The organism is Parvibaculum sp., assembly GCF_046297875.1.
Lineage (GTDB): Bacteria > Pseudomonadota > Alphaproteobacteria > Parvibaculales > Parvibaculaceae > Parvibaculum.
Map to the genome: position 1 here is coordinate 187,179 of NZ_JBKBHD010000001.1, position 24,606 is coordinate 211,784.

Below are 24,606 nucleotides of genomic sequence, written 5' to 3' on the forward strand. Positions count from 1 at the left end.
CAGTCCGCTGCCGAAGCGGCGATGCGCGCCGACAAGGCCGTCGTCATCGGCCTCAATGCCGCGATCGTGACTGTTTCCGAGAACGAGCCGAAAATCCTGATCGTGCCGCATGACGAGTCGGAAGATTCCGGCGGCTGGGACGCGCTGCCCTTCGGTCCGTTCAATCCGATGCAGCACCGCACGCTTGAAATCGGCCTGCGCTCCTGGGTGCAGGAACAGACGCATCTCGAACTCGGTTATGTCGAACAGCTCTACACATTCGGCGATCGCGGGCGCCATTCGCTCGAGGCCGATACACCGGGGGAGCATGTCGTTTCCGTCGGCTATCTCGCATTGACGCGCGGGCACGACGCGGAATTGCAGGGCGCGGCATGGAGCGACTGGTATCGCCATTTCCCCTGGGAAGACTGGCGCGACGGAAAGCCCGCCATCATCGAACAGGCAATTGTGCCGCTCTTGCGCGATTGGGTGTCGCGGCAGGCGGAAGCAACGCCCGACGAGCTTTCGCGCGGCAAGCGGCGCGACCGGATGCGGCTTTGCTTCGGCGTCGATGGCGTGGCGTGGGACGATGAGAAGGCACTTGAACGCTACGAGCTTCTCTACAGCGCCGGTCTCCTGCAGGAAGCGGCGCGCGACGGGCGGCCAAATGCGCTGACGCTGGCAGACCGGGGCGTGCCCCAGCTTGGACGGCCGATGCAATTCGACCATCGCCGCATTCTCGCAACCGCCATGAGCCGGCTGCGCGCCAAGATCAAATACCGCCCGGTGGCCTTCGAGCTGATGCCGCCCGCCTTCACGCTTTACGAACTGCAGAAGACGGTGGAGGCGCTGCTCGGCCTGCACGTCCACAAGCAGAATTTCCGCCGACTGGTCGAAAATGCGGGGCTTGTGGAACGGACGGGGCGCATGTCCACCCGGACAGGCGGCCGGCCCGCCGAACAGTTCCGCTTCCGCCGCGAAGTGCTGAACGAGCGCCCCGCGCCCGGCCTCCGCCTCGCCCCTTCGCGCAGCCGGGCGAACAGCTGAGATTTCACGAAATATTTTCCCCGCGCTTTTTTGCACGGGAAGGCGCTTGAAACGGGTGGCCGCCGCCCCATTATTTTTGGCGTTGACGGGTGTAATGCTCAGACGTAGCATAAGCCCTATTGGAGAACCCGGCCCCTTTCCGGTTCCACGGGAACATGAAGATGGGTGCCGGTGTTTTTGATACCCTATATATGCTCAAAATGAGTATATCAGGGACAGCGACAGGAGGTCGATATGGCCCTCGCAGGTGACATGCTGCAGAAGACGGGCACGAAGCCCGCGGCGCGCGCGTTCAAGCCGCTGGAGATGCCCGAGCTCGAATATACGCCCGGCCTCGCAAAGGAGATGGCACCTCTCTACGAGAAGGTGAAACATGTCATCCCCTCGGTCGAGTGGCCCTTCTTCGCGCCCTATATCCACGCGATCAACCGGCTCAAGAAAGAGCGCGGCGCCGTCGTGCTCGCGCATAACTACCAGACGCCGGAAATCTTCCACTGCGTCAGCGACATTGCGGGCGACAGCCTGCAGCTTGCCAAGGAAGCGGCGAAGGTCGATGCCGATGTGATCGTCCAGTGCGGCGTTCACTTCATGGCCGAGACGTCGAAGCTGCTCAATCCGCACAAGACTGTGCTGATCCCGGACTCAAAGGCCGGCTGCTCGCTTGCCGATTCCATCACCGGCGCCGATGTGCGGCTGCTCCGCGAAAAATTCCCCGGCGTGCCGGTCGTGACCTATGTGAACACATCTGCCGAAGTGAAGGCGGAGAGCGATATCTGCTGCACTTCCTCCAACGCATTGAAGGTTGTCGAAAGCTTCGGCACGGACCGGGTGCTCTGCATTCCTGACGAATATCTGGCGCAGAACATCGCCAAGCAGACCAGGGTGAATATCCTCACCTGGAAGGGTCATTGCGAAGTGCATGAGCGCTTCACGGCGGAGGAACTGCGCCAGTATCGCCGCGACGATCCGAACATCGTCATCATCGCGCATCCCGAATGCCCGCCCGAAGTCGTGGCGGAAGCCGATTTCTCCGGCTCCACTTCCGGCATGATCAACTGGGTGAAGGAAAACCAGCCCAAGCGTGTCGTCATGGTGACGGAATGTTCCATGAGCGACAATGTGGCGGTCGAGAACCCGAATGTCGAGTTCGTCCGTCCCTGCAATCTCTGCCCGCATATGAAGCGCATCTCGCTGAAGAATATTCTCGAGAGCCTCGTCTATATGCGCGAGGAAGTGACGGTCGATCCGGCGGTGGCCGTGCGTGCGCGGCAGGCCGTGGAACGGATGATCAATCTCGGCAACTGAGCCCGTCCTTTCTAGGCCGCTCATTCGGGAGGTGCCGTCATGGCACAAGGCAACATCGTCGATGCAGGCGACGTTCTGATCGTCGGCGCAGGTCTCGCGGGGCTTTTCACGGCTCTGAAGCTCGCGCCCCGTCCGGTGACCGTTCTCGCGGGCGCACCGATTGGTGATGGCGCGTCGAGTTCCTGGGCGCAGGGCGGCATAGCCGCTGCCATCGAACCGGGCGACACGGCAGAATCCCATGCCGCCGACACGATTGCAGCGGGTGCAGGCACGGTGGACGAGGAAGCCGCGCTGTCGATTGCACGCGACGCAGCCATCCGCATAGAAGATCTGCTGCGCCTTGGCGTGCCCTTCGACCGCGACATCGAAGGCAAGCTCACGGTCGGCCGCGAGGCCGCGCATAGCCACCGGCGCATCGTGCATGTGAAGGGCGACCAGGCCGGCAAGGCGATCATGCAAGCGCTTGTGGCTGCCGTGCGCGCCTGCCCCTCCATCCGCGTGATGGAAGGACTGTCTGCCTATGAACTTGCTATCGAGAACGGGCGCGCTGCCGGCGTTTTTGCACGGCCAGCCCATGCCGCGACGGCACCGCAGCCGCTGCTCATAAAGGCGCGGGCTGTCGTGCTTGCGTCTGGCGGCGTCGGCCAGCTTTTCGCCGTGACGACAAATCCACGCGAGGCACGGGGAGAAGGCGTCGCCATGGCGGCGCGCGCTGGCGCGGTGATCGCCGATCCCGAATTCGTGCAGTTCCACCCGACATCCATCGCCTCGACCCACGATCCTGCACCGCTTGTCACGGAGGCCCTGCGCGGCGAAGGCGCCGTGCTCATCAACAAGACCGGCCAGCGCTTCATGCTCACGATCCATGAGGATGCGGAGCTTGCCCCGCGCGACATCGTGGCCCGCGCGATCCACCGCGAGATCGCGGCCGGGCGTGGCGCCTTCCTCGATGCGCGGGCGGCCCTCGGCGCACGCTTCGCAGAGGCCTTCCCGACCGTTTACGAGACCTGCCGCTCGCTCGGCATCGACCCGGCTCAGTCTGCAATTCCGGTTGCACCGGCGGCGCATTATCACATGGGCGGCATTCTGGTGAATGCGCGCGGGCGCAGCACCATCGAAGGTCTGTGGGCCTGTGGCGAAGTCGCATCCACCGGCATGCATGGCGCGAACAGGCTCGCCAGCAACTCACTGCTCGAGGCCATTGTTTTCGGTGCCCGTATCGCCTCCGATATCGATGGTTCTGTGCCCGGCGCAAGAGCGGGCCACGACATCGCACCGCCGGTCATAGGTAGGCGAGAAGTGGCGGATGCGCCTTTCGTGCAGCAGCTCCGGCAGATCATGTCGGCACATGTGGGCGTCGAGCGCGACGGCGCGGGGCTTGCCCATGCGCTGACGGAAATTCAGCGCCTTGAGCGCGCGGCAGGTGCGGCGAGCCTATTCGGCAATATTGCGACGACGGCGAAACTCATAGCGGCTGCCGCCTTTGCCCGCGAGGAAAGCCGCGGTGGCCACTACCGCACCGATTTCGCCGAGCCGCGCGCCGCCTGGCGGCATCGCAGCTTCATCACGCTGAAGGAAGCAACGCGCATCGCCGACGCGGCGACGGAAGAATTCGCCCGATCGGGCGCCGAGGAAGCACAGGTTACCGCATGATACTGACGCCGCTGCCCCCGCTGATGATCGAGCCGGCGGTGCGCGCCGCGCTTCTCGAAGACCTTGGCCGCGCGGGCGACATCACCACGCAGGCGACGGTACCGGCGGAAGCGAAGGCACGCGTGCTCATCAATGCGCGCCAGCCGGGCCGCATTGCAGGGCTCGATTGCGCGCGCATGGCATTTCGCCTCATCGATCCGTCGCTCAAGGTCGCCGTGGTGAAGGGCGACGGCTGCGATGTGGAGCCCGGCGACACCATTGCCGCCATCGAAGGCCCGGCGCGTGGCATCCTCACGGGTGAGCGCGTGGCGCTCAATTTCCTCGGGCACATGTCCGGCATAGCGACCGCAACGCGCGAAATTGCGCGCGCCATCGAAGGCACGAAGGCGCATGTATGCTGCACACGGAAGACGACGCCGGGACTGCGCATATTCGAGAAGTACGCCGTGAAGGCCGGTGGCGGCATGAACCACCGCTTCGGCCTCGACGATGCCGTCCTCATCAAGGACAACCATATCGCCGTATCGGGCGGCATCGCGGCCGCCATTGCCCGAGCCAGGGAAGCGAGCGGGCATATGGTGAAGATCGAGGTGGAGGTTGACACGCTCGATCAGCTCGACGAGGCGCTTACCGCAGGGGTCGATGCGGTGCTGCTCGACAATATGACGCCGGAGCAGCTTGCCGAGGCCGTGCGCCGCATCGGGGGACGCGCCATCGCCGAAGCGTCCGGCCGCATCACGGCAGCCACAGCGCCGGCCATAGCGGCCGCCGGCGTCGACCTCATTTCCTGCGGCTGGATCACCCATTCCGCACCCTGCCTCGATATCGGGCTCGACTTCGACTCGCTGACCGCCTCCTGACCGCGCTTCCCGCTTTCCCGGCGGCTGAAACTGGACTACGGTCCATAAAATCAGAACAGCAAGCACGGGAGACTCCCTCATGGGACAGGCAAACGGACGGAAGTCCATTTTCATCACAGGTGCAGCGTCGGGCATGGGCCTCGAGACGGCGCGGCTCTTTGCGAGCAAGGGCTGGTTCGTCGGCGGCTATGACGTGAACGGCGCGGGGCTCGCCGCGCTCGAAAAGGAGCTTGGGCCGGACAATTGCATCGTGCGCAAGCTCGACGTGACCGACAAGGACGCCTATGAAGCGGCTGTCGCCGATTTCGGCGATGCGACGGGCGGCAAGATGGACCTGCTCTTCAACAATGCGGGCATCGGCGCAGGCGGGCTTTTCGCCGACATGGACTTTGCCGACAATCTGCGCGTGGTTCAGGTGAATTTCATCGGTGTACTGAACGGTATTCATGCCGCGCTGCCGCTGCTGAAAGCGACCGGCAATTCGCTCTGCTTCACCACATCTTCATCGTCAGCCACTTTCGGCATGCCGGGCATTGCGGTCTATTCGGCAACAAAACATGCGGTGAAGGGCCTCACCGAGGCGCTCTCCGTGGAGTTCAAGCTGATAGGTGTGCGCGCGGCGGATGTGCTGCCGGGGCTGATCGACACGCCGATCCTGCCGGAAGGCGCTGCTGCCAATGCGCCGAAGGAAGGCATGTTCCGCGCCATTCCGCCGGTCGAAGTCGCGAAGGTTGTCTGGAAAGCCTATGGCTCGGACAAGCTGCACTGGTATGTGCCGCCGGAACTCGTCGAACTCGACAAGATGGCGACCAATGCGCCGGAAGCGACGCGGGAACAATTCGCAACGACCGGTCCGCTCGCGGGGCTGCTGGCGCAGGCCGCAGAAGCTGCGAAGAACAAGGGCTGAATTTCAGCGTGATTATGGCCGAGAGGGCCGCTCGCTAGGATTTCATTGTTTCCATGAAACAATGAAATCCTAGCGACATTTGATTTGTCGCGTTTCCGGACGGTGAACCGGATTCCACTTCACCTGGAAATGCTTCAGGAGCGGCCTTCGCGTGCCGGACGATAGAAGATGTGGCGGCCAATCTTCGCCACTTCGACCATGCTCGACGCCCAATAGGGCTGCACATAGTCCGCATGGTAATACATGGCGGGTGCAAGCTCCTGCGCATCGATGCGGCCGAGCGTCACATATTCCGCCGTGCGGCGGGCCTTCGCCCAGGCGCGGCGCTCGTTCGGCCGCTTGTTGAGCGTTGCATCGCAGGTGAAGGAAAATTGGCAGCCGGTCTTGCGGCTCGCGCCCTGATAGACCACGCCGCAAATACTGTCAGGATAGTTCGGCGCGCTCACGCGATTGAGAATGACACGGGCAACCGCAAGCTGGCCTTCCACGGATTCGCCGCGCGCCTCGAAATAGATGCCCACGGCAAGGCAGCGGCGCTCCGCCTCGATCAGCTGCGCGCGCAGGCGAACCAGCGGCGTATCGACATCCATGGGCGAGCCCGGCGCCGGCAGGATGATGCTCGCATGTTCAAGCTGGGCGTCGAGGAAGGAATTGTCGCCTGCAAAGGCACCCGCAAGGTCGCGGCCATGCGAAGGGGCGAGCGCGGTCATCGGCAGGTCGGAGGAGCGGACGGCGACCACGGGGTCGGGCGTCGTCATGGCCGAGACGATGTTGAACGACACAAATCCCAGGCACAGGGCTGCCGCAGCCGTCTGCGCAGCGCCGGAGACAAGGTGGCCCAGGTCGAGCCATTGAAACAATCTACGCATCGTTCTCTAAACCGTCTCTGCTTTGTTGTTCTTGCAGACCCGACGACCACCCTCTCCGGGGTTTCCGGTCCGGCCCCTTTCGGGAACCTCTTTCAAGCCTGTCGGACAGCACCGCTATAAACGTGCCAGAGCCCGATGCCTCTTCGACACCTGGGCAAATATCACTCGTTAATCAGCGCGGGAGGTAACACGGCGATTCAGGCGCAACAATGTCATAATTGCGTCTTAGTGAATGACACGACTTATGTAATTGAAATGAAACGCTTTTCAAGGTGCGGCAAATCGCATCGCAGCAAAAATGCAACGCATGTGACGCAACGTAATATACGCCGCCCACGCATTTTACAGCGACTCAAAGCGTTAACAAACATGACTCAATTTTGCCCAATTTCTTAATCATCCGTATACACACCATCTCGAAACGGGACAATCCGTATCCGGACGATCAAGCAGCAGTTCAGGCCGTGGCGCCGCCGGAAACCGGATTACCACCGCCTGCAAGCGCAGATTGTGCCGTCGCCAGCCGCGCGATCGGTACCCGGTAGGGCGAGCAGGAAACGTAGGTGAGGCCTACTTCCTCGCAAAAGGCGATGGAAGCGGGGTCGCCGCCATGTTCGCCGCAGATGCCGAGCTTGATATCCGGCCTCGTCTCCCTGCCGCGCTCCACCGCAATGCGCACAAGCTCGCCCACGCCCTCGCGATCCAGCGAGACGAAGGGATCCTGCGAGAGGATTTTCTTGCCCATATAGTCGTTCATGAAATGGGCGGCATCGTCGCGGCTGATGCCATAGGTCGTCTGGGTGAGATCGTTGGTGCCGAAGGAGAAGAACTCCGCCGACTGCGCAATTTCGCGCGCCATGAGCGCGGCGCGCGGCAGCTCGATCATGGTGCCGATGATGTATTCGAGCTTCTGGCCTTTTTCCTTTTCGACTTCGGCCGCAACGGCAACGATCCGCTCTTTCAGGAAGTCGAGTTCGGCCTTCATGCCGACCAGCGGAATCATGATTTCCGGGATAACGGCGGCACCCGCCTTTTCGGCCGCGAGCAGCGCGCCCTCGAAAATGGCGCGGGCCTGCATTTCGTAGATTTCGGGATAGGAAATACCGAGGCGGCAGCCGCGATGGCCGAGCATCGGGTTCGTTTCCGCGAGATCAGCAAGGCGGCGGGCGAGCTTGTCCGCATCCGCACCCGTTTCCTTCGCGAAGTCCGCAATCTCCGCCTCGCCTTTCGGCAGGAACTCATGCAGCGGCGGATCGAGCAGACGGATCGTGACGGGAAGCCCGTGCATGATCTCGAAGAGCTGGCGGAAATCGTCGCGCTGCATGGGCAATATCTTATCGAGTGCGGCGCGGCGGCCCTTCGCGTCATCGGCCAGGATCATCTGGCGCACGGCGACGATGCGGTCTTCCTCGAAGAACATGTGTTCGGTGCGGCAAAGGCCGATGCCTTCGGCACCGAACTTGCGGGCCGTCTCGGCATCATGCGGCGTTTCCGCATTGGTGCGCACTTCCATGCGGCGGTGCCTGTCGGCCCAGGTCATGAGCGTGGCAAAATCGCCGGAGAGTTCCGGCTGCAGCGTCGGGATTTCGCCTTTCAGCACCTGCCCCGTCGAGCCGTCAACCGTGATGATATCGCCCTTCTTCACGGTGACTCCGGAGGCGGTGAATGTTTCCGAACGGTAGTCGATGCGGATCGAGCCTGCGCCGGACACGCAGGGCCGGCCCATGCCGCGCGCGACAACCGCCGCATGGCTCGTCATGCCGCCGCGGGAGGTGAGGATCGCGACCGCAGAATGCATGCCATTGATGTCTTCCGGGCTCGTTTCGACGCGCACCAGAATGACATTGCGGCCCGACTGGCGGAGCGCCGCGGCCTCGTCCGAACTGAAGACGACTTCGCCCGATGCCGCGCCCGGCGAGGCGGGAAGGCCCGTCGCCAGAACGTCGCGCGGCGCTTCCGGGTCGAGTGTCGGATGCAGCAACTGGTCGAGCGAGGCAGGATCGACGCGGGAGATCGCCGTCTGCTCGTCGATCAGGCCTTCGGCAACCATTTCCACCGCAATCTTCAGCGCGGCCTTTGCCGTGCGCTTGCCGGCGCGCGTCTGGAGCATCCAGAGCTTGCCTTCCTGCACGGTGAATTCGACGTCCTGCATGTCGCGGTAATGCCGCTCCAGCCGGTCGAAATTTGCCGCAAGTTCGGCGAAGGCTTCCGGCATCGCCTCTTCCATCGAAGGCAGCTTGTCGTTGCCCTCGATGCGCGCCTTTTTCGTCAGGCTTTGCGGCGTGCGGATGCCGGCCACCACATCTTCGCCCTGCGCGTTCACAAGGAACTCGCCGTAATAGGCGCGCTCGCCGGTGGATGGATTGCGCGTGAAGGCAACGCCTGTCGCGCTCGAATTGCCCATATTGCCGAAGACCATCGCCTGCACATTGACGGCGGTGCCCCAGCTGTCGGGAATATTGTGCAACCGGCGATAGGTCTCCGCGCGGCGGTTCCGCCACGAGCCGAAAACGGCGCCGATCGCGCCCCAGATCTGTTCATTCACATCCTGCGGGAAAGGCTTGCCGAGATCTTCCTGTACGCGCGCCTTGTAGCGGACGATCACATCCTGCCAGTCGGCGGCGGAAAGCTCCGTGTCAAGATTATATTCCTGCTCTTCCTTGTAGTATTCGAGGATTTCCTCGAAATTGTGATGATCGACGCCGAGCACCACATCGGAATACATGGAAATGAAGCGGCGATAACTGTCGAAGGCGAAGCGTTCGTCGCCCGCACGCTTCGCAAGCCCCGCCGCCGTCTCGTCGTTGAGGCCGAGGTTCAGCACCGTGTCCATCATGCCGGGCATGGAGGCGCGCCCGCCGGAGCGGACCGAAACGAGAAGCGGGTTCGCCGGATCGCCGAAGGCCATGCCGACCGCCTTGCCTATGGCGGCGAGCGCCTCTTCCACCTGGGCGCGGAGGCCTTCGGGGTAGTTCCGGTCATTGTCGTAAAAGGCGGTGCAGACTTCCGTGGTGATGGTGAAGCCCGGCGGCACGGGCAGGCCGATATTCGACATTTCGGCAAGGTTCGCGCCCTTGCCGCCCAAGAGATCGCGCATCGACGCCGCGCCTTCCGCCTTGCCGTCACCGAAGGAATAGACCCACTTCTTCTCAGCCATCGCACTTGCCTTTGGTTTGGGTGAAGTACCCAACACAACAAAATGTCATGCCCGGACTTGATCCGGGCATCCAGGGGCCGCTTGCTCAGAGCCTTGTAGCTCTGGATTGCCGGGTCAAGCCCGGCAATGACAACTGCTTTGGGTCGCGGGTCAGCCCTCGACCTTCGAAAAATCGGCGACCTCGTGAAGCGCGGCGCGAATTTGAGCCAGCAGCTTCAGGCGGTTTGCGCGAACCTTCGGATCATCGGCATTGACCGTCACCTTGTCGAAGAAGGCATCGACCGGCGCGCGGAGCGTGGCGAGCGCCGACATGGCAGCGGCGAAATCTTCCTGTGCCACGGCATCCTTCGCGCGGCTCGTGGCGGCGGCGATGGCGGCGGCGAGCGCCTTTTCCTCATCCTGAGCGAAGAGCGCGGCATCCGGCGTGGCGTCATAGCCCGCGCCGTCCTTCTTCTCCTCGATGCGGAGGATATTCACCGCACGCTTGTAACCGGCCAGCAGGTTAGCGCCGTCTTCGGTGCCAAGAAATTCCGACAGGGCTTCCACGCGCTTCACGATCAGCACGAGATCGTCCTGACCTTCGAGTGCGAAAACGGCATCGACCAGATCGTGACGGGCACCACGGTCTCGCAGATAGACCTTCAGGCGGTCTGCGAAGAAGGAGAGGAGATCGATCGATGTTGTTGAGACGCTCCGCCCCGACCAATTTTTCCTACCGCCGCCTATGCCAAATGTTCCACCTTTCGCTCGGGCTACGCTAGCTAATGTCAAGTCGATTTCATCGCGGCTAACTTCGAGAATATCGACAAGACGGACTCTCACCAAATTCTCAACAAAAATTCGCGTTACGCCTAGTGCAGCGCGTCTCAGCGCATAAGGGTCTTTCGAGCCTGTCGGCCTCTCGTAAATTGTCCAGAAACCGGCCAGCGTGTCGATCTTATCGGCGAGCGCAACGACCTTGCCGAGCGGTGTTGCGGGAACATCGTCGGTCGGGCCGAGCGGCGAGTAGTGTTCTGCAATCGCGTTCGCGATCTCGTCGCCGAGCCCGTCGTTTCGCGCGTAGTACGCGCCCATCAGGCCCTGCAATTCAGGAAATTCGCCGACCATGCCTGTGGTGAGGTCGGCCTTGGCAAGTTCGCCCGCGACACGCGCCTTCGCAGAATCCGCACCGGGCACGAAGGGCGCAAGCGCCTCGGCGAGCTTGCCGATGCGGATGGCCTTGTCATGCACCGTGCCCAGCTTCGCATGGAAGACGACCTCTGCCAGTTTCGGCAGGCGGCTTGTCAGCGTCTGCTTGCGGTCCTGATCCCAGAGGAAGCGCGCATCGGCGAAGCGGGCGCGCAGCACGCGTTCATTGCCGTTCACGATGGCCTTGCCGCCATCTTCCGCCTCGATGTTCGCCACCACGATGAAGCGGTTGCTGAGTTTCCCTTTCGCGTCGTGCAGCGCGAAATATTTCTGGTTTGCGCGCATGGTGCTTGTCAGCACTTCCTGCGGCACGGACATGAATTCATCATCGATCCTGCCGATCAGCGGCACGGGATATTCGACAAGCCCGGCCACTTCATGGAGCAGCGCCTCGTCCTCGACGAGCGTCAGGCCTTCGGCTTCGGCCAGCGCCTTCGCTCCCGCATGGATGAAATGGGCGCGCTTCGCCGGGTCGAGAACGACCTTCGCTTCCGTGAGCTTCATTTCGTAATCGGCAAAATCCTTCACCGCGAAGGCGGCAGGGGCCATGAAGCGGTGGCCGCGCGTCGTGTCGCCCGACCTGATGCCGTCGACCTCAAAGGGCACGACCTTGCCGCCGAGCAGGCAGAGGATCGAATGAAGCGGGCGCACCCAGCGCAACGTGCCGCCGCCCCAGCGCATCGATTTCGGCCAGGGGAAGGCGCGGATCACGCCGGGCACGATCTCGGCGATCAAATCCGCCGTCGCCCTGCCCTTCTTTTCCGTCACCGCGACATAGAAGGCGCCCTTCTTGTCTTCCTGCACCGTCGCCTGATCGATGGAGGCGAGGCCCGCCGCGCGGAGAAAACCGTCGATCGCCTGTTGCGGCGCGCCGACTTTCGGGCCCTTCCGTTCTTCCTTCACATCGGGCGTGCGCTCGGGCAGGCCGTCGATGACGAGCGCGAGGCGGCGCGGCGTCGCATAGGCGCGCGCATTCTTTCCATCGACGCCCGCTTCCTTCAGCGCCTCGCCGACAAGGCGCACGAGATCCTCTCCGCCACGCTTCTGCATCCGCGCGGGAATTTCCTCGGAGAAGAGTTCGAGAAGAAGCTCGCTCATGCGCGTGCCTCCTGCGACTTCACCCAGGCTTCGGCGCAGCCCTTGGCGAGGGTGCGGACGCGGCCGATATAGGCCTGCCGCTCGGTGACGGAGATCACGCCGCGCGCATCGAGCAGGTTGAAATTGTGGCTTGCCTTGATGACCTGGTCATAGGCCGGCAGCGCCAGCCCCTTTTCGAGAAGCGAGGCGCATTCCTTTTCGGCATCCTCGAAATGACGGAAGAGCATTTCCGTGTTCGCATGCTCGAAATTATGCGCGGAGAATTCGACTTCCGCCTGATGGAACACATCGCCATAGGTCACGCGGTCTTCGCCCATCGCGCCGTTGAAGTCGAGTTCATAGCCGTTGTCGATGCCCTGGATATACATGGCAAGGCGCTCGAGGCCGTAGGTGAGCTCGCCGGAAACGGGGTTGCAGTCGATGCCGCCCACCTGCTGGAAATAGGTGAATTGCGAGACTTCCATGCCGTCGCACCAGACTTCCCAGCCAAGCCCCCAGGCGCCGAGCGTCGGGCTCTCCCAGTCGTCCTCGACGAAGCGGATGTCGTGGTTCGCGGCGTCGATGCCGAGCACCTTCAGGCTTTCGAGATAAAGCTCCTGAATGTTTTCCGGGCTCGGCTTCAGGATCACCTGAAACTGGTAATAGTGCTGGAAGCGGTTCGGGTTCTCGCCATAGCGCCCGTCGGTCGGCCGGCGCGAGGGCTGCACGTAAGCGGCCTTCCAGGGCTTCGGGCCCAGTGCGCGGAGCGTCGTCGCCGGATGGAAGGTGCCCGCGCCCATCGCCATGTCATATGGCTGGAGGATGACGCAGCCCTGCGCGGCCCAGAACGCCTGCAGTTTCAGGATCAGGGACTGGAATGAATTGTCGGGCTTCGCCGTCATGTCGGGAGGCGCTTTCAAGCGGGATCGGCCAGCGGAATCAAGGCCCGCGACCGCGCTGCCTCGGGCGGGCGCAAACTAGCCGCCGCCCCGGTAAGGGTCAAGTTCATGGCAGGAAAAGGGATTTGCGCCCGTGCGGGGTCTCCCCGCCGGACGCAAGGCCGGAGGGCGAAGGCTCAGTCGCGGCGGCTGTGGTCCGGCACGTAGATGCCGTCGCCGCCATCGCGCAGCGTGCCGAGATCGCGCGGTTCCATGCGGTTCTGCGGCCGGGCGCGGGCAAAGGCTTCCCGCTGGCGCATCGCGGCGCGCTGGATCGCCTGATAAGCGGCGTAGAATGCCACCAGGAAAATGGCGGCAAAGACGATCTTCGTCATGTCATCGTCCTCTCAGTACTGGCAGGCCTGTGGCCAGGTGCCGGGCCCACTTGAGCCATTAAAGGCCAAAACGGCTCCAAAGGGAACGCCTCTCGGCTGCGGCAATGAGCCCATCGCCGAGTTCGGCGGCAAATCCCGCCCCAAGCCGGGCGAAAAGCCCCTCGCCGCGGCTCGAATCGACGCCACCGCCCGCCGATGGCCGCCACCAGGGCCCCCGCGAGGAGACGAGCTTCAAACGCACTTCCTTGCCGAAAAGCTCGCGCATCTTGCCGCGGACATCGCCAATGCCGTCGGCGAGGCCCCGGGCCACCGCGCCCTCGCCCGCCCAGAAGGCGCCAGAGAAGATTTCCGGGTCGTCCTTTTTTAGCCGCTCGCCGCGCGCGTCCGAAACTAGCTTCTTGAAGTAGTCATGCACGTCGCCCTGCAGCGCCTTCAGACGGGCAACCTCTTCGGGCTTTTCCGGCTGGAAGGGATCGAGCATGGCCTCGCTCTCGCCGGCCGTGTGCACGCGGCGCTCGACGCCCAGTTTCTCGATCAGGCCGGTGAAACCGAAACCCGCAGAAACGACGCCGATGGAACCGAGGACCGAGCTTTGATCGGCGTAAATCTCGTCAGCCGCGCAGGCGATCATGTAGCCGCCTGAGGCCGCCACATCTTCGGCAAAGGCATAGACCGGCACACCCTTCTCTTCCGCAAGCGACCGGATACGCTTGTAGATCAGAGAGGACTGGACGGGCGAGCCTCCCGGCGAATTGATGAGGAGTGCAACCGCCTTCACGCCGCGCATGGAAAAGGCAGCTTCAAGCGCGGCGGCGACGGCGGCGAGATTGAGCCCGCCGCGCAACGGCTGGGACGGGCCGATGATGCCCGATAGCCGCACCACGGCGACCACGGGTTTCGGGGACCAGCCAGGGGCGACACGGCGGCGGAGCGGGCCGGGAAGGAAAGGCGCAATTCGGTTTCTCATGCCACCATAGATAGGGTGGCGCGGCGGATGCGGCAAGCCGCGCCCTCCGGTGTTCAGCCCGGCTGATCAAGACGGAGGGGAGCACCCTCGCGCAGCAGGCCTTCGGCATGCGGCGTGAAGCGGCCATCCGCCCCATGCAGCAGGAGGCCGGGGCGAAGCGTCAGCGGCGCCCTGGAATCGCGCTGACCGCGCACGATCACGCGCGAGGCGGGCTTGCCTGCCGCCGGCCAGAGCGGAAAGACCTCGATGCCGCCGAGATGGCCCGACATGACGCCGAGCAGCGCCGCAAGCGCATCCGCCCGGTGGACGAATGTCACCGTGCCCTTGGGCCGCGCCATGACGCAGCAGAAACGCACCCAGTCGTCGAGATCGGAGCCGAGCGTCAGGTGATGCGATTGCGCCTTGCTGGCATCGGGCGGCGCGGGGCTCGCCGCCGGATCGTGAAACGGCGGATTGGCGAAAACATGGTGCCAGCTATTGGGCGCGAAGCCCGCCGCTGCGAGATCGCGCACGGGCAGGCCGATATCGCCCTCGGCGATCGAAACACGGTCCGCAAAGCCGTTGCGCGTGATGTTTTCGCCGGCGAGGCGGACGAGCTCCGGCTGCAACTCGAGGCCCGCGACTTCAAGCCCGCTCACACGCGAGGCGAGGCAGAGGCTTGCAACACCAACGCCCGCGCCCGCCTCCAGCACGCGCTCGCCTTCGCGCGCGGGCACGGAGGCTGCAAGCAGCACCGCGTCGAGCCCTGCGCGATAGCCTTTCGCGGGCTGCAGGATCTTCAGCCTGCCGCCGAGAAAGCCGTCATCGGTAACGTCATTGGCCGGCTTTTCATCTGCCCGTGTTGCGCTCATCAGCCGCTCCTCTGAACCTCGTCGAGAATGTTCCGTGCGCGCCCGTAATCGTCATCCACCACCATGATACGCTTTGGCAGGATGCCGAGCGAGCCTTCCGTCAGGCTCATATGGACATCCATTTCGAAGGGCTCAATACCCTCCTCGCGCAGCCTGTGCATGAGAAAGGAGACGAGCACCGGGTCGTTGGTTCGAATCAACTCTTTCAAGCCGATTTGCCCTTTCCCTCCGCGAGATGTGCGGCGAATTGCGCCGCGTTTCACGAGTTATCTAGGTCCTGCGGGCCTTGCCGCACAGGGGGTGTCAACCTATGCTCCCTCATGACGGCAAGATAACACAAGCCGGTTGTGGATAATTCGGGCTGCGAGGCGGCCTGTCCCGAAGCAGGAGTGGCGCGTGGGCGTTGTTGTTCCTCTTGATGAAGATCGCGGGCGCGGGCAGAACGCGATCGCGGAATTGCAGGCGCTGGTTCGCGGCGAGATGGAAGCGGTAGACGATTTCATCCGTGAACGGATGGCATCCGACGTGCCGATGATCCCCGAGCTTGCGAGTTATCTCATCAATTCGGGCGGCAAGCGGCTGCGCCCCATGCTCACCATCGCCGCCTCCAAGATGTGCGGCTATACCGGCAAGCATCACATCAAGCTCGCGGCGACCGTCGAATTCCTCCACACGGCAACGCTTCTCCATGACGATGTGGTGGATGAAAGCGATCTCCGCCGCGGCAAGGAAACGGCGCGGATGGTCTGGGGCAACCAGGCGAGCGTTCTCGTCGGCGATTTCCTGCTCGGACGCGCCTTCAAGCTGATGGTCGAGACGAAGTCGCTTCGCGCGCTCGAGATCATCGCGGATGCGGCCTCGATCATCGCGGAAGGCGAAGTGATGCAGCTTGCCGCCGCCAAGGACACGGGCACGACGGAAGACGCCTATATGCGTGTGATTTCGGCCAAGACGGCGGCGCTGTTTGCCGCGGCCTCGGAAATCGGCGCAGTGATCGCGCAGCGCGAAGGCACGGAAGCGGCGGCCCTTCACTCCTATGGCCGCAATCTTGGCATCGCCTTCCAGCTTGTCGACGATGCGCTCGACTATGGCGGCCGCGCGACGGCACTCGGCAAGAATACGGGCGACGATTTCCGCGAAGGCAAGATCACGCTTCCCGTCGTCCTTGCCTACCGGCGCGGCAATGCGGAAGAGCGTGCCTTCTGGCAGCGCACGCTGCAGGAAGGCAACCGGCAGGACGGCGACTTCGAACGCGCCGTTGAGCTGATGCACCGCCATTCAGCGCTGGAAGACACGATTGCACGAGCGAAGCATTATGGCGCCATCGCCATCGACGCGCTGGCGATCTTCCCGGAAAGCCCCTACCGCGACGCACTGACGAAACTCGTCGAATTCTGCATCAACCGGAACCACTGACGACAGGCGCCGCAACGGCCCACCAGCCGGGATGGGCCGTGGCGAATGCGCTTGCGGCGGCAAGTGCCTCTGCTTCCTTTGCATATATGCCGAAGCAGGTCGCGCCCGAGCCGGACATGCGCGCAAGGCGGCAGCCCGGCGTTGCGGCGATCTGACCGATCACATTGCCGACCACCGGCAGCAGCGCGCGCGCAGGCCGTTCGAGATCGTTCGGCTCGTTCTCGAGCCACGAAACGAGTCCATCGAGCATTACGAAGTCCGGCAAGGAAACGTCCTCGGGCGCAGAGGCGAGTGGCGGCGCGGCGAGCGCGCGAAAGACATCGGCTGTCGATAGGGCCGCGCCGGGATTGACCAGCAGCAGCCAGAATTCCGGCAGGCGCGGCAGTCGCACGATCTTCTCGCCGACGCCGCTCATCAGCGCAGGCGATGGATCGAGACAGACCGGCACATCGGCGCCGAGCGAGGCGGCAAGTCGCGTCAGCGCTGTCCCCTCGGGCGCAACTTTCCAGAGGCGCAACAGCGCGCGCAGCGTTGCTGCCGCATCCGCCGAGCCACCGCCAATGCCCGATGCCACCGGCAGGTTCTTTTCGAGCGTGATGTGTGCGCCTGCGTTGACGCCGCAGAGATCGCTCAAGTCGCGCGCAGCGCGCATAACCAGATTGTCCCGCCCGGACGAGAGCGCCGCGGCGAATGGGCCTTCTATATCGAGCGCCAGATCAGTGGCGGTGCGCGCCTCGATCCTGTCGGAAATGCCGGCGAAGACGACAAGACTTTGCAGCTCATGATAGAGGTCGTTCCGGCGGCCGAGCACGCGCAGGCTCAGATTGATCTTGGCGAAGGCGAGTTCCCGCTTCGGCGCGGACATCACGAGCCCGCTTGCGATTGCGCCTTGGCTTCCTGCTCGGCCTTTTCGCCGGCCTCAAGGCCGAAATCGAGTTTGGTGCGCAGGATTTTCTCACGTCCCGCCTCGGGTTCGAGCGACAAGGCATGGCTCCATTGATAGCGTGCCTCGATGCGGCGGCCGACCTTCCAGAAGGCATCGCCCAGATGCTCGTTGATCGTCGGATCACCGGGCTGCAATTCGACCGCGCGTTCGAGATATTTCACGGCGAGATCGTATTCGCCGAGGCGGTAGCGCGCCCAGCCGAGGCTGTCGACGATAAAGCCGTCATTCGGGCGGCGTTCGACCGCCTTCTCGATCATGGCAAGCGCCTCGTCGAGGCGGTGGTGCTGCTCGATCCAGGAATAGCCGAGATAGTTCAGCACCAGCGGATGTTCGCCGGATAGTTCCAGCGCGAGCTTCAGATCCTTTTCCGCCTTCTCCCATTCACCGAGCCGCTCGAAGCAGATACCGCGCGCGTAATAGAGCGTCCAGTCGCGATCCGTGGGCTCGCCCGCAATCGCGATGGCGCGTTCATACTCGGCCGCAGCCTCCGCATATTTTTCCTTGGTACGATGAATGTCGCCAAGCGCGACAAGCGGTTCGATACGATCTGGGTTTTCCCGCGCGACACGCTGCAGCACGCTGACTGCCTCTTTATTGCGGTCGAGCTTGTCGAGCGCCATGGCGGTCTGGATGCGCGCATTGAGATAAAGCGGCGACGTCTTGCCGATCTTGTCATAGGCGGCAACCGCATCCGCCCACCGCTTCTGCGCTTCATAGGCGCCGCCCAGCAGCGAGCGCGCAATGTCGAAATCCGGCCGCATGAACAGCGCGAGATTGAGATATAGTTCGGCCAGATTGCTCGACGTGTCGCCGGCAAGGGCGCTGCCTAGGCCGTACAGCGCCTCGGCCACACCTTCGCGCGCATTGGCGACGAGCGGCGGCAGCGCTTCGCCTGCTTCAAGGCGCTTGAGTTCATGTTCGGCCAGCGGATGCTCGCCGGACATTTCGAGGAAACTCGTGAGCGCGGAGCGGGCCTCATCGCGCCGCCCTTCGCGCGCGGCGAAGCTTGCATAGGCCTGCACCACGCGGATCGACCCGCCGCCACTTGTTTCCATCGACTTTTTATAGGCCTTTGCCGCGCCTTCACGATCGCCAAGCACATCGAGCATCAGCGCTTCATGGTAGGAGCGGAACAGAGCGAAAGCGGCGCGGCCTTCGAAGGCGGAAATCTTTTCAAGCGCCCGCTCCTTATCGCCCGCGCCGACAGCAGCCCAGGCATGGGTCAGCGTTCCGACAAGAGCCGTGAAGGGGCCGGGTGCCGCCGCGTCCATTTCGGCCGATGCGTCGCCAAAGCGCCCGTCGCGCAGCGCCGCCAATGCCAGCGTCAGCCGCGCCATGCGCTCATCGGGGTCGATGACAGCAAGGCGCCGGGCGAGCGGGACTGCACGCGTCATGTCGCCTGCGGTCAGCGCCGCCATGAAGGCCCGCTCCAGAATAGCCGGGTCGTCCGGCTGGTCGCTGAGTGCGCGTTCGTAAAAGAGGGCGGCCTTGCCGCTGTCATTCACATTGGTGGCATGACGGGCCGCGAGATAGGCGCCGAAAGGCGATTCCGCCTTTTCCTTCGAGAAGACAGAAAACCCATCTGTTCCGGCGCAGCCGCCGAGCACCGCGACGAGGCCTGCCATCGCCATCGCCCTCGCCATACGCAGCAACGGCGCTCCACCAAATCGCGCCGCATCGGAACTCATCATAAGGGGGCCTGCCTTCGCGCCTTCGGAATCAGCCGCTCGCGGGCGGCACAACATCCTGACATAAAAGCAAAAAAAACGGGGGCCGGATACAGCCCCCGTTTTCGGGTTGGTTTTACATATTCGGGTAATTCGGCCCGCCGCCGCCTTCCGGCACCGTCCAGTTGATGTTCTGGGCCGGGTCCTTGATATCGCAGGTCTTGCAGTGGACGCAGTTCTGCGCGTTGATCTGGAAGCGCGGATTCGAGCCGTCGTCGTCACGCACCACCTCATAGACGCCGGCCGGGCAATAGCGCTGCGCGGGCTCGGCGAATTTCGGCAGGTTGTAGCCGATCGGAATGGCCGGGTCCTTCAGCTTCAGATGAACGGGCTGGTCTTCTTCGTGGTTCGTCGCGGAGATGAACACGGAGGAGAGTTTGTCGAAGGAAATCTTGCCGTCGGGCTTCGGATAGTCGATCGGCTTGCAGTCCTTCGCTTCCTTTAGCGACTCGTAATCGGCCTTCTTGTGACGGAGTGTGAAAGGCAGGCCGATACCGAGGTTGTTCATCCACATATCGATACCGCCAAGGCCGATACCGAGGAAGGTGCCGAGCTTCGACCAGAGCGGCTTCACATTGCGAACGCGCTTCAGGTCCTTGTAGACCGGGCTCTTTTCATAAGCTTCCGGGTAAGCAGAGAGTTCGTCACCCTGCCGGCCATCCTTCACCGCCTCGAAGGCCGCTTCCGCGCCCATGATGCCGGTGAGCATCGCATTGTGACTGCCCTTGATGCGCGGCACATTGACGAAACCGGCCGAGCAGCCGATCAGCGCGCCGCCCGGAAAGATGAGCTTCGGCACCGACTGGAAGCCGCCTTCGGTGATGGCGCGCGCGCCATAGGCGATGCGCTTGCCGCCGGCGAACGTGTCCGCCACTGCCGGGTGATGCTTGAATCGCTGGAACTCGTCGAAGGGCGAGAGATAGGGGTTCTTGTAGTTCAGGTGAACCACGAAGCCGACGGAAACGAGATTGTCGCCGAAGTGGTAGAGGAAGGAGCCGCCGCCGGTCGAATTGTCGAGCGGCCAGCCCATCGTATGCTGCACGAGGCCCTTGCGATGCTTCGAGGGGTCGACTTCCCAGAGTTCCTTCAGACCGATGCCGAACTTCTGCGGCTCGCGGCCCTCGTCGAGCTTGAACTTGCGGATCAGCTCCTTCGACAGCGACCCGCGCACGCCTTCTGCGAAAAGCGTGTATTTGCCGCGCAGCTCCATGCCGGGCGTGTAGCTGTCCTTCTGGCTGCCATCCTTGCCGACGCCGAGATCGCCGGTGACGACGCCGCGCACCGAGCCGTCCTCGCCATAGAGCACTTCGGCGCCCGCAAAGCCCGGATAGATTTCGACGCCCAGCGCTTCGGCCTGTTCGGCGAGCCAGCGGCAGACATTGCCAAGACTTGCGATGTAGTTGCCGTGATTGTTCATCAGCGGCGGGAACAGGAAATTGGGAACGCGCAGGCTGCCAGCCGGGCCGAGATAGAGGAAATGGTCGGCTGTGACTTCGGTGTCGAGCGGGGCGCCTTTTTCGCGCCAGTCCGGGATCAGCGTGTCGAGGCCGATCGGATCGATCACCGCGCCCGACAGAATATGCGCACCGACTTCGGAACCTTTCTCGATCAGGCAGACCGAAATGTCGAAATCCTGCTCCGCCGCGAGCTGGCGCAGGCGGATCGCGGCAGACAGGCCCGCAGGACCGCCGCCAACGATTACGACGTCATACTCCATAAATTCGCGTCCGACCGCCGCCTCGCTCATTTTGTATCTCCCTTGGCCAGCTCACCGGGCGCGTGTCAACGCGCCGGACCGCCGGAAAAAACCGGGCTCCGTTATGGTGCGAATGACCTTCATGGTCAATATATTGGGGCGTCCTGTGCGTTAAGACCGCCAGTTGCGTGTAATTCTCAACAAACACCGGACAGAGCCGCGAAATGACTGTAAGTCTCGTCGACGCGGCGTCAAACTGCGCAGCAGAAAAATCCGAACAGGAACAGGAACCGTCCGGCCAGCCATGAGCCCGTCAGGCAACGAACAGCAGGAATTGTCGCGCGAACAGGCGGCCGCGCTTCTCGCCTTCTATGTCGAGGCGGGGGTGAGCGAGGCGCTGGGCGACGAGCCTGTGAACCGCTACGAGCTTGCCGATGCAACAGCCGCCGCGCCCTCGCGCGAGGCGCCGCCGCGCGGTGAGCCAGCGCGCGGAACGAGGCCCGACCCGCGTGGGACTGCCGCGCCGGCGCCCCGCGCTGCGGCACCTTCCTCCATTCCGCTTGAGGATACACAGGCCACCGAAAGCGCGCGCGAGGTCGCGGCGCGCTGCAAGACGCTTGATGCGTTGAGAGAGGCGCTGGCCGATTTCGAGGGCTGCCCGCTGCGCTACACGGCGAAGAACCTCGTCTTCGCAGACGGAAACCCGCAGGCGCGCATCATGCTGATCGGCGAGGCGCCGGGGCGCGACGAAGATCTGCAGGGGCTACCCTTTGTCGGCCGCGCCGGGCAATTGCTCGACCGGATGCTGACTGCAATCGGCCTCGACCGCACAAGCGTCTATATCATCAACACATTGCCTTGGCGGCCGCCCGGCAACCGCACACCGACACCGGCCGAACATGCCGTTTGCACGCCTTTCGTGGAGCGGCATGTCGAACTTGTGAACCCGGACATCCTCGTGCTTCTGGGCGGCGTTGCCACAAAACAGATGCTCGGGACCGATACGGGCATCATGCGGCTCCGGGGGAAATGGGCGAGCGTGAAACTGAGTGATCGGGACGTGCCTGCCCTGCCGACGCTCCATCCGGCCTATCTGCTGCGCCAGCCCGCCCAGAAGCAGCTTGCCTGGCGGGACCTCCTGTCGCTCAAGGCGCGGCTGCAGGGTTAACCAATCCTTTCTTAATTTGCCCCATTTCGACGCGATTCAACCCAGGCGGGCTTGCCGGACAGGTCTCGCCCGCTAAGATGACGCCCATGAAACGGGGGGCTTTTCATCTTGCCGCTGCGCGCGCAGCGGGCCGAATGCTTGTTGCGGCCGCGACAGGGGCCGCAATGCTTGTTTTGCCGACATTGTCTATCGGCGCGGGCGCACTCGCCAGCGAAACGCAAGCGAAGCAGGCATCAGGCATCTGGAGCCCGGAAATCCTCGACGGCGCGGACCGCGAGACCTATCGCAAGCTCTTCGCGGCCACCGAGCGCGGCAATTTCAAGGAAGCCGACAAGCTCGCCGCGCAGATCCGCGACAAGCGCCTGATGGGCCATGTCCTCCATGTCAAATATATGGGGCCGCATTACCGCACGAGCTATGCGGAACTGCGGGATTGGCTCGCGAAATACAACGATCATCCCGGCGCCGCCGACATCCACAAACTTGCGCTGATGCGCCGCCCGGCTTCCGCGGCCGCGCCCGAGCGGCCGCTGCCGCGGCGCTGGCGCCAGCCCGTTCACGCGACCTATGCCGTCGATGACGGCATTATCGAGCCGACGTCGCCGCGCTTCCGCGAGATCGACAAGGAAGTGCGCGATATGCTGCGCCGTGAGAGCGCGGTTCAGGCGGAAGCCTATCTGCGGCGGAAAAATGCCCGCAACACGCTGACAGGCGCGGAATTTGACAAGGTGCGCGAGCGAATCGTCGCCTCCTATTTTCTCGAGGGCCAGGACGAGCGCGCCTACAAGCTTGCGACTGAAATCCTGACATCGCATTGGCGCGAGGTTCCGCTTGCCGACTGGTATGCCGGACTTGCCGCATGGCGGATGGAAAATCACGCAAGCGCAGCGCGGCATTTCGAACGGCTGACGAAAAGCCAGCGCGTATCGCTCTGGACAAGGGCGGCCGGCGGCTTCTGGGCGGCGCGGGCCTATCTCGCGGAAGGAAAGCCCGAGAAAGTCGCGCCCATGCTCGAAGCTGCGGCAGATACCGGCGCGACCTTCTACGGCATTCTGGCGACGCGGCAGCTTGGCCGCGATCTCGCGATCGACTGGGTCGAACCCAGGCTCGACCAGGCATCCTTCCGTGCCCTGACCGAGACACCGGCCATCGCCCGCGCCGTCGCGCTGATGCAAACCGGCAAGCGCGATCTGGCGCGCGAGGAACTGATGCGCGCCCATGCGTTGATCGACCCCTCGCTCGATCAGGCGCTCATCGCACTTGCGACCACCTTCGCCCTGCCCGCCATTCAGCTGCAGGTCGCAAATGCCGCGCATCTGCCTGCGATGGGCACGCGCGATGGCCGCATCATGCTGAATTCGGGGCTCTTTCCGCTTGCCGACTATCAGCCAAGCAATGGCTACAAGGTGGATCGCGCCTTGCTGCTCGCCTTCATGCGGCAGGAAAGCGGGTTTCGGCCGGATGTGACGTCATGGGCAGGCGCGCGCGGGCTGATGCAGATCATGCCGGCAACAGCGAGCCACATCACGCAGGACAGTTCGCTTGCCGGCAGCAACCGCGACCGGCTCTACGATCCGTCCTTCAATGTGACGCTCGGTCAGGAATATATTTCCGAACTGATGGGCTCGGGCGAACCCAACGGCAATCTCTTCATGCTGACGACCGCCTATAATGGCGGGCCCGGCAATCTGTCGCGCTGGCTTTCGAGCATCGATTTCCGGGGCGATCCCTTCCTTTTCATCGAGTCGATCCCCGCTGCCGAAACGCGCGGCTATATCGAGCGCGTCGTTACCAATTACTGGATCTATCGCGAGCGGCTCGGCCAGCCCGTCGGCTCGCTCGATGCGACGGCCTCCGGCACTTGGCCGGTCTATGACAGCATCGGGCGCTGATTTACGCCTGCCGCGACACCCTTGCCCGTTTCGGCTATATGATGCGGCCTTCCCTTCGCGAAAGGCACGCCCATGCCCGGCATAGACGAGACACGCGACTTCATTTCCCTGAATATTGCCGTGCTGACGGTCTCCGACACCCGTACGCCCGAGGACGACAAGTCGGGCGACACGCTCGCTGACCGCATTACCAAGGCAGGGCATCGCGTGACCGCGCGGCGGATCGTGCTGGACGACGAGCCGCTCATCCGTGCCGCGCTCAAATCATGGATTGCGGATGAGACGATCGACGTCGTGATTTCGACCGGAGGCACCGGCCTCACCGGGCGCGACGTAACACCGGAGGCTTTCAAATCGGTCTATGACAAGGAGATCGACGGCTTCTCTGCCCTCTTCCACCGCATCTCCTACGACAAGATCGGCACATCGACCATCCAGTCGCGGGCGACGGCCGGCGTTGCGGGCGGCACCTTCCTCTTCGCCCTGCCCGGCTCGCCCGGCGCCTGCAAGGACGGCTGGGACGAGATCCTCGTCCACCAGCTCGACTTTCGCTTCCGGCCCTGCAATTTCGTCGAAATCATGCCCCGCCTCGAAGAACACAAGCAGCGCAAGTGAGCCGCAGGTTTTT

At 63.5% G+C, this 24,606-nt stretch carries 20 protein-coding genes; 9 read left to right on the plus strand and 11 right to left on the minus strand.

What is annotated here, in order from left to right; translation table 11 throughout:
• The first annotated feature begins 21 nt into the window (after positions 1–21).
• The 5 genes from ACK4FH_RS00985 to ACK4FH_RS01005 all read left to right on the plus strand — a co-directional run bounded on the left by ACK4FH_RS00985 (position 22) and on the right by ACK4FH_RS01005 (position 5,751).
• Positions 22–1,026: an NUDIX hydrolase gene (locus ACK4FH_RS00985; RefSeq protein ID WP_409815082.1), complete on the plus strand. Its 1,005-nt coding sequence runs from the start codon at positions 22–24 to the stop codon at positions 1,024–1,026.
• 252 nt (positions 1,027–1,278) lie between these two features.
• Entirely contained in the window at positions 1,279–2,331 is a 1,053-nt protein-coding gene (gene nadA / locus ACK4FH_RS00990) for a quinolinate synthase NadA (protein ID WP_409815085.1), read from the plus strand.
• Between the two features lie 39 nt (positions 2,332–2,370).
• Positions 2,371–3,984: an L-aspartate oxidase gene (locus tag ACK4FH_RS00995; protein WP_409810355.1), complete on the plus strand. Its 1,614-nt coding sequence runs from the start codon at positions 2,371–2,373 to the stop codon at positions 3,982–3,984.
• Complete coding sequence (gene nadC / locus ACK4FH_RS01000) at positions 3,981–4,844, plus strand: carboxylating nicotinate-nucleotide diphosphorylase (RefSeq protein WP_409810359.1); 864 nt, start codon at positions 3,981–3,983, stop codon at positions 4,842–4,844. Before ACK4FH_RS00995 ends, nadC begins: the two co-directional genes overlap by 4 nt.
• A gap of 79 nt (positions 4,845–4,923) precedes the next feature.
• On the plus strand, positions 4,924–5,751 hold the full coding sequence (locus ACK4FH_RS01005) for an SDR family oxidoreductase (protein WP_409810362.1): 828 nt from the start codon (positions 4,924–4,926) through the stop codon (positions 5,749–5,751).
• 134 nt (positions 5,752–5,885) lie between these two features.
• On the opposite strand, the gene ACK4FH_RS01010 is transcribed toward ACK4FH_RS01005, so the two are convergent.
• The 8 genes from ACK4FH_RS01010 to ACK4FH_RS01045 all read right to left on the minus strand — a co-directional run bounded on the left by ACK4FH_RS01010 (position 5,886) and on the right by ACK4FH_RS01045 (position 15,342).
• On the minus strand, positions 5,886–6,620 hold the full coding sequence (locus ACK4FH_RS01010) for a cell wall hydrolase (RefSeq protein WP_409810365.1): 735 nt from the start codon (positions 6,618–6,620) through the stop codon (positions 5,886–5,888).
• Between the two features lie 457 nt (positions 6,621–7,077).
• Entirely contained in the window at positions 7,078–9,777 is a 2,700-nt protein-coding gene (gene ppdK / locus ACK4FH_RS01015; protein WP_409810368.1) for a pyruvate, phosphate dikinase, read from the minus strand.
• 150 nt (positions 9,778–9,927) lie between these two features.
• Positions 9,928–12,063: a glycine--tRNA ligase subunit beta gene (gene glyS / locus ACK4FH_RS01020; RefSeq protein ID WP_409810371.1), complete on the minus strand. Its 2,136-nt coding sequence runs from the start codon at positions 12,061–12,063 to the stop codon at positions 9,928–9,930.
• Positions 12,060–12,944, minus strand: coding sequence for a glycine--tRNA ligase subunit alpha (locus ACK4FH_RS01025; protein ID WP_409815088.1), 885 nt, complete (start codon positions 12,942–12,944; stop codon positions 12,060–12,062). Before ACK4FH_RS01025 ends, glyS begins: the two co-directional genes overlap by 4 nt.
• Positions 12,945–13,117: 173 nt before the next feature.
• Positions 13,118–13,315: a hypothetical protein gene (locus ACK4FH_RS01030; RefSeq protein WP_409810374.1), complete on the minus strand. Its 198-nt coding sequence runs from the start codon at positions 13,313–13,315 to the stop codon at positions 13,118–13,120.
• A 58-nt stretch (positions 13,316–13,373) separates the two neighbouring features.
• Complete coding sequence (locus ACK4FH_RS01035) at positions 13,374–14,282, minus strand: S49 family peptidase (protein WP_409815091.1); 909 nt, start codon at positions 14,280–14,282, stop codon at positions 13,374–13,376.
• Between the two features lie 53 nt (positions 14,283–14,335).
• Positions 14,336–15,133 (minus strand): tRNA1(Val) (adenine(37)-N6)-methyltransferase, encoded by a 798-nt coding sequence (locus ACK4FH_RS01040; RefSeq protein WP_409810377.1) that lies wholly within the window; start codon positions 15,131–15,133, stop codon positions 14,336–14,338.
• The gene (locus tag ACK4FH_RS01045; protein WP_409810379.1) at positions 15,133–15,342 is read right to left on the minus strand and encodes a DUF2007 domain-containing protein; all 210 of its coding nucleotides are present in this window, start codon (positions 15,340–15,342) and stop codon (positions 15,133–15,135) included. The genes ACK4FH_RS01040 and ACK4FH_RS01045 overlap by 1 nt, the downstream gene beginning before the upstream one ends.
• A 187-nt stretch (positions 15,343–15,529) precedes the next feature.
• Here ACK4FH_RS01045 and ACK4FH_RS01050 point away from each other — a divergent pair, with 187 nt between their 5' ends.
• Complete coding sequence (locus ACK4FH_RS01050; RefSeq protein ID WP_409810381.1) at positions 15,530–16,549, plus strand: polyprenyl synthetase family protein; 1,020 nt, start codon at positions 15,530–15,532, stop codon at positions 16,547–16,549.
• Here the strand turns inward: ACK4FH_RS01050 and ACK4FH_RS01055 are convergent.
• The 3 genes from ACK4FH_RS01055 to ACK4FH_RS01065 form a co-directional block, all read right to left on the minus strand.
• Entirely contained in the window at positions 16,533–17,414 is an 882-nt protein-coding gene (locus tag ACK4FH_RS01055) for a 4-(cytidine 5'-diphospho)-2-C-methyl-D-erythritol kinase (protein ID WP_409810383.1), read from the minus strand. The genes ACK4FH_RS01050 and ACK4FH_RS01055 overlap by 17 nt on opposite strands.
• Positions 17,414–19,126 carry a tetratricopeptide repeat protein gene (locus ACK4FH_RS01060; protein ID WP_409810385.1) on the minus strand — a complete coding sequence of 571 codons (1,713 nt, stop codon included), beginning with the start codon at positions 19,124–19,126 and terminating at the stop codon, positions 17,414–17,416. The genes ACK4FH_RS01055 and ACK4FH_RS01060 overlap by 1 nt, the downstream gene beginning before the upstream one ends.
• Positions 19,127–19,298: 172 nt before the next feature.
• Positions 19,299–20,969 (minus strand): electron transfer flavoprotein-ubiquinone oxidoreductase, encoded by a 1,671-nt coding sequence (locus ACK4FH_RS01065; protein WP_409810387.1) that lies wholly within the window; start codon positions 20,967–20,969, stop codon positions 19,299–19,301.
• 253 nt (positions 20,970–21,222) lie between these two features.
• Between ACK4FH_RS01065 and ACK4FH_RS01070 the strand changes: the two genes are divergently transcribed.
• The 3 genes from ACK4FH_RS01070 (at position 21,223) to moaB (ending at position 24,593) form a co-directional block, all read left to right on the plus strand.
• Positions 21,223–22,086: a uracil-DNA glycosylase family protein gene (locus ACK4FH_RS01070; RefSeq protein WP_409810389.1), complete on the plus strand. Its 864-nt coding sequence runs from the start codon at positions 21,223–21,225 to the stop codon at positions 22,084–22,086.
• A 164-nt stretch (positions 22,087–22,250) separates the two neighbouring features.
• Positions 22,251–23,978, plus strand: coding sequence for a transglycosylase SLT domain-containing protein (locus tag ACK4FH_RS01075; protein WP_409810391.1), 1,728 nt, complete (start codon positions 22,251–22,253; stop codon positions 23,976–23,978).
• A 72-nt stretch (positions 23,979–24,050) separates the two neighbouring features.
• A complete protein-coding gene (gene moaB, locus ACK4FH_RS01080; protein ID WP_409810393.1) occupies positions 24,051–24,593 on the plus strand; it encodes a molybdenum cofactor biosynthesis protein B in 543 nt (180 codons plus the stop codon).
• The last annotated feature ends 13 nt before the right edge of the window (positions 24,594–24,606 follow it).